Genomic DNA, 10,830 nt, shown 5'->3' with positions numbered 1-10,830 from the left:
CAAAACTCAATCATTTCTTACTCTGACAAAGCTCCACCAAAACCCCATGATTATCCTTCGGATGAACAAAGGCAACCAGTTTATTATCAGCTCCATCTTTGGGTTGTTCATTTAGGATAGTGAAGCCTTCAGTACGCAGGCGATCAAGTTCAGCGTGGATGTCATCAACTTCAAAAGCTACGTGATGCATTCCTTCTCCCTTTTTGGCAACATACTTGGCAATAACTGAATCATCCGAGGTTGGGCCAAGCAGTTCCACTTTCGATTCCCCCGTTTCAAAAAATACCGTTTCTACTTTTTCACTTTCAACGGTTTCGGTTTTAGTAGGGGAGGTGTTTAGAATCTTGGAATAAACTTCAGTGGCAGATTTGAGATCTTTGACGGCAATGCCGATATGGTCAATACGCATAATGAAATAAGATTTTAGTGTTGAGTGTACTGGATATATTTCTGAAAGTGAATGTATCTTAAAGCTTTTCCAATAAGATTAAGAGTACAAGAATTTTACCCATTTAATCAAAAAGTATTTTAAAGATATATTGGCTTCAATTAATTATACTAATACAAGTTCAAATCGGGATAGTAAATAATTTTAAAGTATGACACATCATAAGACATCATCTCAACAAAAATATCCATTCTGGTTGAAGTCAACGCTCATATTAATAGGGCTGACTTTATTATTCATGGTATTGAGTTACGGTAAGTTTATTTTGATGCCGTTAGCATTTTCAGCTTTTTTTGCCATGTTGCTGAACCCCATTGTTCGGCAGTTTGAAAAATGGAAACTGGGCAGAGCCTTAAGTATAATTTTAACCATGCTTGGGTTGATCATTGTTTTAGCCGGTGTAGTTTCACTTATTTCAGTTCAATTTACTCAATTTGCTGAGCGAGTTCCTGAGGTTACTGAAAAACTAAAATCAGTATCCGGCAATGCTATAGAGTATTTGGATGAGACGGTTGGAATTTCCCAGGAAGAGCAAAGCGAGTATCTGCAACAAGGCATCAACAATGTGATTGATCAAAGTGGGAATTATGTAAGTTCCATCGTCAGTGCCACCACCAATATATTCACGGTGGTTACCCTTATGCCGATATTCATTTTCTTCATGTTGTATTATCAGGAAATGTATAGAACTTTCTTTCAGAAATTATTTCGGAACAGGAAAGGGGAGAGTAATGAGGTGGACCAGCTTTTGGACCGGGTGCAGGGCGTAACACAAGATTATCTTGTGGGGATGTTAACGGTAATTGGAATTTTGGCAATCCTCAACACCACAGGACTACTGCTGGTGGGCTTAGATCATGCTATATTTTTTGGAGTTTTTGCCTCCTTGTTGGCTATTATTCCCTATATAGGCATCATTATTGGAGCTTTGCCCCCGCTATTATTTGCCCTGCTTTTAACCGATTCCTTATTGACACCAGTTTTAGTTGTAGCAGTTTTCGGGACGGTACAATTTTTAGAAGGAAATTTCATTACTCCCAGAATTGTAGGCTCCAAAGTGTCCATTAATCCCTTTGTAGCTATGCTGGCTTTGATTATTGGAGGAGAGGTCTGGGGAATCTCCGGGATGATTCTTTTTGTGCCGCTTATAGGTATCCTAAAAGTAGTATTTGACCAAATTCCCGGTATGAAACCGTACGGATATTTGCTGGGAAATAGCGTCAGCTATGATAAATAGTAGTCGAAGTTCATAGCTTAAGCTGGTTCAATAAATCCCGTTAGGGATGACAGAATATAGCTCCTGACTTCTGTCGGGAGAAGAAAATGCAGAAAAAAGAACCTCCGCTTCGCCTCTTCACCTCAAACTATTCCCCACCAGGAAAAAATAAATCTCTCACAAAAGTATAATTAGCTGCCATTCTGCCAATGGGATCGTAAACCTCATAATTCACTTTGTCATTTTCCATATACACTTCATCATTAATATGGAAACACTCGAGTTCTCCAATTACCTGGTTGAAATCTCCCAACTCCATCACTCGATTCAGTTTACACTCCATGTTGATGAGAGCCTCCTTTACCCTTGGGGCAGTTACGAGGTTGCTCTCAATGGGAGTTAGCCCGGATTTTTCAAATTCGCTTTCTTCTCTCGTATAAACACCACTGGAAATCTGCATTTGTTCAGCTAAAGATGCAGAGACCATATTAATCACGAAATCACCCGTTTCTTTGATGTTGGCGAGCGTGTCTTTATCGCCGTCTTTTCCCACATTACTACCTTTCCCAATGGAAATGATAAACATGATAGGGTTGTGGGAAATCACATTAAAATAGCTGTAAGGTGCAAGATTAAAGACACCACTTTTTCCAACAGATGAAATCCATGCTATGGGGCGCGGCACAACCGTTCCCTTTACAAGTTTAGCCATTTGACGTTTCGGGAATTCAGATTTTTCTATGATCACAGAAGCAGGTTTTGTTGATAAATAGGTGAGAAAGGTAGCTAATTTTCAAAACCGACCATAATGTAAACACAGTAACTGAACGGAAGAACTGAGTATTCCGGAATCATGAAATTTTGTCGGTTTCCACAAAGATGGGGTCTTTTTGACGAAAAACGTTAACGGTGAATAAAACACCAACGGCCCCCACCACGGCATAGAAAGCGGCTCCTGCCAAACCTAAAAAATGAACGATTAAAGTGCCGGCAAGAGCTCCCAGAACTCCAAAAGCCAAGCTTGGTAACATCGCTACTTCCCGATCTTTAGAAATAATTCTAAACAACCATCCAATAAATAATCCTATAATGATATATGCTAAAATATTCATTAATGTCATAGATCCCTTTTGTTTGTTAATATCTATTAAATTAATGGGATAAAAAGGGATTCCGTTCCTTCAGTACTCCCAACTTTGATAAAATTAGCATAGATTATCTGAATTAAATTAACGAAAAAACTATAAACACAATGAAAAAACTACTAACTACTTCTCTGCTGATCGTGTTGATGTTGATCGGTTGCACAACATCAGAACAAGAAATTTTTAATAAAGCTATGGATATCCATGAGCGCGTCATTACCGCAGATACTCATGTTGATATCAGCGTTAGCAACTTTATCGAAGAAACGAATTACACCCAACGACTTGACACCCAAGTTGATCTCCCCAAAATGGAAGAAGGAGGCTTGGATGTGGCTTGGTTGGTGGTTTACACCGGACAAGGAGAACTGACCGAAGAGGGGTATGCTGCTGCGTATGAAAATGCAGATGCCAAATTTAATGCCATTCATCGCCTGACGGAAGAAATTGCCCCGGACCGAATTGAATTGGCTACCACATCAGATGATGTCAGACGAATAGCAGCTGAAGGTAAAAAAGTGGTGATGATCGGGGTTGAAAATGCATACCCGGTGGGTGAAGATCTTTCCCGTATAGAAGAGTTTTATAATCGCGGAGCGCGATATATGTCGCTTACCCACAACGGACATAATCAGTTTGGGGATTCCAATACCGGCGAAAGAGATGACGAATGGATGCACAACGGTTTGGGCGATTTGGGCCGGGAGGCTATCGCTGAGATGAATCGATTGGGTATTATGATTGATATTTCTCACCCGGCTAAAACAACCAATATGCAAACCATGGAGCTATCGGAAGCACCGGTAATGGCCTCTCATTCATCGGCGCGCGGAATGTATGATCATAGTAGAAATCTTAGTGATGAAGAATTAATGATGCTCAAAGAAAATGGCGGAGTAGTTCAAACAGTTGCCTTCCGTGGATATGTAGATGGCGAAAAACATGCGGCCTGGCAGGAAGCTTCGCGCACAGTTCTGGAAGAAGAAGCCGAAAAAATTGGTTTAGAATTAGTCGGTTGGGGCGATATCCGAGACATGAGTGAGGAAGAACGTGAAGAATATATGGAACTCTATCGCACCGCTCAGGATAATGCTGAGCCTCGAATTGAAAACGAAGTAAACATAAACACTCCACCGGTAAGTGTATCAGACTTTGTGGATCATATCGATTACATGGTAGATTTGATCGGCATTGAGCACGTAGGAATAAGTTCTGATTTTGACGGCGGCGGCGGAGTCTATAATTGGATGGATGCTTCTGAAACCTTTAATGTGACCCATGAGCTGGTTAAACGCGGATATACCGAAGAGCAGATTGAAATGCTTTGGAGTGGAAACCTGTTAAGAGTATTGGATGAAGTTCAAGCAGTAGCTGATGAACTATGAACCATTTGTTACGACGCAGAGCGATCGTAACAAGTCAAATTTATTCATCCGCATAATCTAAATTAATTCCCCTAATCTGATATGACTCGTGCCGACGCTCTGTGTCGGCACGTTTTTTATGTCCAAAAATGTATACTGCTTTAAACTAATTAAAGCCAAATTATCAAATTGCTAAGAAAAGTTAGAAATAGCTTATATGTTTTAAGCCGACGCCTAAATGTTTTAACTTTAGTCTCAACAATAAAATAAACTCAAAAATCAAGAAAGAGTGATTGCAGAAGCAGACGTCGCAACCGATGTCAAAATTTTAAAAGCCGATTTAAACAACCCTAAACATGCCTCAGATATAGTCAAGATTGTAGACCTTTTTGCGAGAGATCCTATGGGGCAGGATCAGCCGCTGGACGAAGAAGTCCGCGTTGATATGATCGCAGAAATGAAAAAAGTTCCCACCACCATGACCTACATGGCCTATGCCGGCGAAGAGGCACTGGGAATTGTTACTTGTTTTGTAGGATTTTCCACCTTCACAGCAAGTAAAGTATTTAAGATCCATGATGTAGCAGTTCACCCCGATGCCCGCGGAATGGGAATTGGTACCATGATGCTGGAAACCATCGAGGAAGAAGCTGAAGAAATGGGATGCGCCAAAATTACCCTGGAAGTCCGGGAAGACAATCCGGCCAGAAACCTTTATGAAAAACAGGGTTTTGAATATGGAGACCCGAAATGGTATTTCATGACCAAAGACCTGGCGTGAACTGAATAGAGAATATTTAACATTCAATATTGAAGTGAAAGCCTCTTCTTAGCGGAAGAGGCTTTTTTTATTGCCGTGAGTTTGGTGCAAGCAAAAAACCCTTGAAGGGTTGTTCCCTTATTTTCTCGGTATCTCGTGCCCAAGCTCCTGCTTGGGCACGCCTACCCGGAAGCTCCAGCTTCCACCTACTACGCCCGAACCTCCCCATCCTCCGTAACCACCAAAAACCGACGGTTTTCAAAATCTATATCAAAAATAGGAGCAAGTGAAACGGTGGGTGAACTGAATGTATACCGTTTAATTAGGTCTCCATCCGGATTGAATTCATGAATCCAAAGAGGGTTTCGGTTCACAACCAGGAATAAATGTCCATTCGGGCCACTGACACCGGAGGCATAATATTCGAGTCCGATTCTACTTCTGATATCAGCTTGTTGCATTCTTTCCATGATGGGACAGAAGCGGTTGGTGATGGAGTCCATTTCAGCAACGGATGGAAGATTGCGTTCCCATATTTTTTCTCCCGAGGTACTGTACTTCATAATTTTGGGTAAAGAGCTGTACACTAAAAATACGTGTTCCTTATTGGATTGATCATTCACCGGGAATGCATTGGAACGATAATAAGATGGAACCACCCGGTTGTTCACATCGTCGCGGATTTTTTCATTATCAAGGATAAACGTACTTCCCTGGGGAATTTCCCCAATAGAAGAAAGCTGCTCACTTTCCCAATTCGTTCTATTAAAAACAGCTTCCGTTGAATCTGTTAACTGAATGGCCGATAAAAGTACATCTCCATTATATGTTATGGCGGGTTGATTATTGATGTCTTTAGTCTGAACAGACAATCCCATAGGCGGTGGAGGAGGAGCTCCTCTCTGATTTTCCTTTTCTCCATAAATAAGCGTCGACTCCAGTTCCCCTGATAATTCAAACCGATGAATGGAAAACTTTACGGGATCGGTTACATACAGCAAGCTATCCCGAATGAAGATATTATTAACCCGCTGAAATTCTCCGGGTCCGCGTCCTTTCTGCCCGAATTCTTGAATTTTTTCACCGGCTTCACTGAGCCATAGCACCTTGCCTAACGCCTCATCATAAATAAAAAACCCAAGTCCTTTTTCAAATTTCATTATTACCGGGGTAGCAAGGATTTCATCATCTACGGAGATGAGGGTTTCATATTCAGTGATTTCCTGTATGGATATTTCTTGAGACTCCATCTCATTGGAAGTACAATGAACCAACCCAAAGGCTAATAGTGTAATAAGGGCAAAAGGCTTGATTTTCATAGAAAATGTGCTTCAGTTTTGCTATTTGGATTGATCAGGTTTTGGAGGCATTGGCGGTATAGGGGGTGGTGGCACTATTTGTCCGACTACCTGATAATATGCTGCCACAGCATCATGAGATTTCTTATTGATCTCCTGTAATTTAGAATAAGCCTGTTGTAGTTTTTCCTCAGAAATTTCATGCGGGTTCAGCTCCGTAAACTCCTTATAGGCACGGCTTCTCTTTTCTCTCAAACTCTCCATGGTTGATTTAAGTTTGCGCACTTTTTCACTGCTTAGTAATTTTCTCATTTCAGGTTCCAGCCCAATTTTGATGGGAGGGGGAATCTCATCTTCCCCTGCTATCTCTTGGAATACCTTGTGAACGTTTCCAGCCGCTTCCTTAACTTTTTTATAGGCTGCTTCTAATTCTTTAAGGCTGGTCGTTTTTGGATCAAGACTCATGTATTCCTGATACACTTTTTGGTAAAGTGATCCAGCCTCATCAAATAACTTCTTCTCTTCAGTACTCATTTCGGGAGGTTGAAGAGGCTCAGGCGGGGCCGGAGTTTGAATAGTATCTGCTTTGGCAGCCGTTGTTGAATCCTGGGCTGTGGCATGATTGCTGAAAGCAACTACAGCTAATCCGATAATGGGTATCAAAAATAATTGTTTGATAAGGGTTCTCTTTGGGTCTTTATTCTTCATCATCATAATAAACCTCTTCTTTGTTAGTGAGAAATTGAAGCTGCTGACAAGCTGAAAGGGTTGGTTCGAATTCGCATGGTGCAGCAAAATGCGTTGATAGCCGGAAATGTTTTTGGTTTGGCGGGAAATTAGTTCATCGGCAATAAACTCATGATTAAGCTGAATGGCTTTTTTGTAGAAATAGAAAACCGGGTTGAACCAGAATATGATTTTTAAAACTTCTACAAAAAGGATGTCAAGTGAATGCTTGTGGGAGACATGAATTTGTTCATGCACCAGTATTTCGTTTTCGATATTGCCAGATTCATAGGCTTTTTTATTCACAAAAATATATTTCAGGAAAGAATGGGGAACGATGTTTTGAGTAACTAACACCAATTCAGAAGTTCCAAGATGCTCACAATCGGATCGGTTTATTCGGTGGAAAATGGAAAAGAGTCCGCTGAATAGTCGAATAAGAAATAACAGGACCCCGGTGCCGTAAATGGCCATCAGGATTTTTTGAACAGGCCATTCCTTTTCAGGATTGGTAACAGCAGGTGCTTCTGTAACAGTTGGAAGAGAGGCAGTGTCAGTAAACTGAAAACTTGTGACAGGGATAGAAGTTTGAAATCCAAAATCAATAGTCAAAAATGGAGTGATCAATCCAAAACAAAGGGCAAAAAGTAGAAAGAATCGGTTGAACTGATGCATTTTCTCCCGTTCCAAAAACAAGTGATAAATCACCAATAACAGAGCAATACATAAACCGGATTTGATTAGATAAGCAATCATGACTTTTTCTTTTCAAGTTCATCATCTATTAAAGACTTCAGCTCCTTTAGCTCTTCTTCAGACAAGTCGGTTTCAGAAGTAAAAAAAGAAGCAAACTGCGAGGCCGAGTTATCAAAAAACTTGGTGATCAACCCATTTACATGCTTCGAGAAATAATCAGATTTCTTGACCAAGGGATAATATTGTCGGGAGCGCCCCATTTGTTCATATCCCACAAAACCCTTTTCAGTCATGCGTTTGAGTAAGGTGGCAACTGTGGTTGGAGCCGGTTTAGGGTCAGGGTATTCTTCCAGCAAATCTTTCATGAAGGCTTTTTCAAGCTCCCACAAATGCTGCATCAGTTCTTCTTCGGATTGTGATAAGGACATTTTCATTCTATAAAGTTAGAATTGTTTCTACAAATGTAGAATAGAAATCAAAAAAGCAAAACCACTTGCGTGAAAATAGAATAATCAGGCTGTCTAGATACTAAAAAGTGATGTAAGAAAGGTATTAGTCGGTTTTTTCAATAACGGCTTTAGCTTCTTCTGCTAAAGAAAGTACGGCCTGGGTATATAGATCACTTGGATTATATCGGTAAATAGACTTTTCAAGTGAGCCGGTGATTTCTTTAAAGTGAGCCAAATAATTAGCCACCGACTTGATGTTGTTGGGCATGTCATAAAGATCACTGCCTACCCACCAGCGATTTAGGGAAGAGGGGATAAACTGGGCATAAGACATCGCCCCGGCATAACTGGATTTAAGTTCAAGGATATCGATATCATTTTTATTGACAAAAATGAGGAGTTCTTCCAGCTGCGACTTGGCAAAATTGCTTCGGTGTCCTTCGGCGTACATCGATATATAAACATTGAAAGGGTTGTAGGTTCCATAGTACTTACCGAATTCTGATTCTATCCCAATGATAGCAGCTATCACATGGGTTGGTATGCCATATTCTTCTTCAGCTTCCTGGAGGTAGGTTAAATTTTCCTCAATGAATTCAGCGATAAGCTTTGTCTTCCGGTCAAAACCGACGGCTTTTTTGTAATCTTCGTTGCTTTCAATTTTGACTTCAGCAGATCGGGTGAATTTTTGAGTAATGCGTTCAACCAGCTCAAAACGGGAATCATCTAAATATTTTTGAATGTCATATCCTTGGCCTTCAAAATACTCCACCAACTCCTCAATATTCTTTTTCATTTCCTCTGGATCAGGATCTGAGGTATAGGCATGGATTGAGAGGGTAGTTACTAATAATAACAGGATGGTTGTGATCGTCTTTTTCATAATAAATAATCTGGGTGAAGTTCGTCTCCCTTTTACATGCTCATTATAATAAAACTGAATGGATTTAAGAACACTGCTTTATACACTTTTGAATTATTTACAAAATGAGTAGTAAGAATTGAAAGTCATAAAATTAAGACTCAAAATATGAGTGCTAATTAAAATGGTACATCAATATTCAATATTCCTTGTTCAATATTCGATGTTCAATCCAAAAAACCTTACCTTTTAGGGCTTTTAAAAGTACGCTGTGGCGAATTAAGTTTTGCGCAGCGATGAACTTCAAAACTATTATCAAAAAGTACCATGGCAAAAGAATTTGATGTATGTGTAATTGGGTCAGGCCCCGGCGGATATGTAGCCGCCATTCGCGCTTCTCAGCTTGGCTTTAAAACGGCAATTGTAGAAAAAAGACATCTCGGTGGTGTTTGTTTGAATATCGGATGTATTCCCACCAAAGCTTTGTTGCGTTCGGCAGAAGTATATGAGTCGATTGAGCACGCTTCTGACTATGGAATTAATGTTAAAGATTACTCAGCTGATTTCGGTGGTATGGTGAAAAGAAGCCGTGGCGTTGCCAACAAGATGAGTAAAGGCGTTCAGTTCCTCATGAAAGCGAATAAGATTGAAGTATTCATGGGAACCGGTGTTTTCAAATCAAAGTCTGAGCTGGCTGTCAATAACGACAAAGGCAAAGAAGAGGAAAGTATTAAAGCCAAGCATTTTATTGTGGCAACAGGTGCTCGTCCGCGTGAGCTTCCAAACTTGGAAATTGATGGCGAAATGATCATCGATTCCGAAAAAGCCATGAAGATGGAAAAGCAACCCAAGAAAATGGTAATTGTTGGAGCCGGTGCTATCGGCGTTGAGTTTGCCTATTTCTATAACACCATCGGAACCGAAGTGACTTTAGTTGAGCTTCAGGATAGCCTTGTTCCTGTAGAAGACAAAGATGTAGGAAAAGAACTCGGTAAGATTTACAAGAAAAAAGGCATGAACGTTATGACCGGCAGTACGGTCGAAAACGTGAAGAAGAAAGGAAAAGGTGTTGAAGTAACCATCAAGACCAAGAAAGGCGAAGAAAAAGTGGAAGCCGATGTGGTTCTTTCTGCTGTTGGCGTGACCGGAAACATCGAAGGTCTTGGGTTAGATAAAGCCGGTGTGAAAACTGAGAAAGGTTCTATTGTAGTTGATAAGAAAACCTATAAAACCAACGTGGACGGCATTTATGCGATTGGGGATATTATTGGAGCTCCTTGGTTAGCGCACAAAGCTTCCCATGAAGCCGTGGTATTGGCCGAGCAGTTAGCCGGACAAAACCCACACCCTATCAATTACAACAATATCCCCGGCTGTACTTATTGCGAGCCACAAATTGCTTCTGTTGGATATACCGAGCAGCAAGCCAAAGATGAAGGCTACGATGTGAAAGTTGGAAAATTCCCGCTATCGGCATCCGGTAAAGCTACTGCGCTCGGGCACGAAGAGGGCTTCGTTAAGGTTGTATTTGATGACAAATACGGTGAGTGGCTCGGTTGCCATATGATTGGTTTTGGCGTGACAGAAATGATCGCCGAAGCAGTTGTAGCCCGTGACCTTGAAACTACCGGACACGAAATTATCAGCGCAGTTCACCCACACCCAACCCTCTCTGAGGCTGTGATGGAAGCTGTTGCTGAAGCTTATAACGAAGGTGTTCACTTAGGAACTCCCGTTAAGAAAAAATAGGATCACGGATTGAGCTGATTGTATGATTAGCACGGATTTGTGATAGAGAATTTGGCTCCTTCGGGAGCCATTTTTGTCTTGGTATTTATCGCTTTTCGGTCTGACGGCTCTAAGTCC

At 40.9% G+C, this 10,830-nt stretch carries 11 protein-coding genes; 4 read left to right on the top strand and 7 right to left on the bottom strand.

Annotation, left to right across the window (positions count from 1 at the left end; genetic code table 11):
• Positions 1-10 precede the first annotated feature (10 nt).
• Positions 11-409, bottom strand: coding sequence for a methylmalonyl-CoA epimerase (mce, locus tag RI561_RS05020; RefSeq protein ID WP_395079129.1), 399 nt, complete (start codon positions 407-409; stop codon positions 11-13).
• Positions 410-599: 190 nt separating this feature from the next.
• Between mce and RI561_RS05015 the strand changes: the two genes are divergently transcribed.
• A complete protein-coding gene (locus RI561_RS05015) occupies positions 600-1,685 on the top strand; it encodes an AI-2E family transporter (RefSeq protein ID WP_395079128.1) in 1,086 nt (361 codons plus the stop codon).
• A gap of 127 nt (positions 1,686-1,812) precedes the next feature.
• Here RI561_RS05015 and RI561_RS05010 read toward each other — a convergent pair whose 3' ends face one another.
• Entirely contained in the window at positions 1,813-2,376 is a 564-nt protein-coding gene (locus tag RI561_RS05010) for a flavin reductase family protein (protein WP_395079127.1), read from the bottom strand.
• Between the two features lie 139 nt (positions 2,377-2,515).
• Positions 2,516-2,776, bottom strand: a complete 261-nt coding sequence (locus RI561_RS05005; protein WP_395079126.1) for a GlsB/YeaQ/YmgE family stress response membrane protein — start codon at positions 2,774-2,776, stop codon at positions 2,516-2,518.
• A 140-nt stretch (positions 2,777-2,916) separates the two neighbouring features.
• On the opposite strand from RI561_RS05005, the gene RI561_RS05000 reads away from it, so the two are divergent.
• Positions 2,917-4,194, top strand: a complete 1,278-nt coding sequence (locus RI561_RS05000) for a dipeptidase (RefSeq protein ID WP_395079125.1) — start codon at positions 2,917-2,919, stop codon at positions 4,192-4,194.
• A gap of 268 nt (positions 4,195-4,462) precedes the next feature.
• On the top strand, positions 4,463-4,954 hold the full coding sequence (locus RI561_RS04995) for a GNAT family N-acetyltransferase (RefSeq protein ID WP_395079124.1): 492 nt from the start codon (positions 4,463-4,465) through the stop codon (positions 4,952-4,954).
• Positions 4,955-5,142: 188 nt separating this feature from the next.
• On the opposite strand, the gene RI561_RS04990 is transcribed toward RI561_RS04995, so the two are convergent.
• The 4 genes from RI561_RS04990 to RI561_RS04975 form a co-directional block, all read right to left on the bottom strand.
• On the bottom strand, positions 5,143-6,252 hold the full coding sequence (locus RI561_RS04990) for a hypothetical protein (protein ID WP_395079123.1): 1,110 nt from the start codon (positions 6,250-6,252) through the stop codon (positions 5,143-5,145).
• 21 nt (positions 6,253-6,273) lie between these two features.
• Complete coding sequence (locus RI561_RS04985; RefSeq protein ID WP_395079122.1) at positions 6,274-7,713, bottom strand: M56 family metallopeptidase; 1,440 nt, start codon at positions 7,711-7,713, stop codon at positions 6,274-6,276.
• A complete protein-coding gene (locus RI561_RS04980; RefSeq protein WP_395079121.1) occupies positions 7,710-8,081 on the bottom strand; it encodes a BlaI/MecI/CopY family transcriptional regulator in 372 nt (123 codons plus the stop codon). Before RI561_RS04980 ends, RI561_RS04985 begins: the two co-directional genes overlap by 4 nt.
• A 124-nt stretch (positions 8,082-8,205) precedes the next feature.
• A complete protein-coding gene (locus RI561_RS04975; RefSeq protein ID WP_395079120.1) occupies positions 8,206-8,985 on the bottom strand; it encodes a lytic murein transglycosylase in 780 nt (259 codons plus the stop codon).
• A 306-nt stretch (positions 8,986-9,291) separates the two neighbouring features.
• On the opposite strand from RI561_RS04975, the gene lpdA reads away from it, so the two are divergent.
• Positions 9,292-10,713: a dihydrolipoyl dehydrogenase gene (gene lpdA / locus RI561_RS04970; RefSeq protein WP_395079119.1), complete on the top strand. Its 1,422-nt coding sequence runs from the start codon at positions 9,292-9,294 to the stop codon at positions 10,711-10,713.
• The last annotated feature ends 117 nt before the right edge of the window (positions 10,714-10,830 follow it).

This window comes from Gracilimonas sp., from assembly GCF_031581265.1.
Lineage (GTDB): Bacteria > Bacteroidota > Rhodothermia > Balneolales > Balneolaceae > Gracilimonas.
Note: the sequence above shows the minus strand (reverse complement) of the source record. Positions and strands in the feature narration are given on the sequence as shown.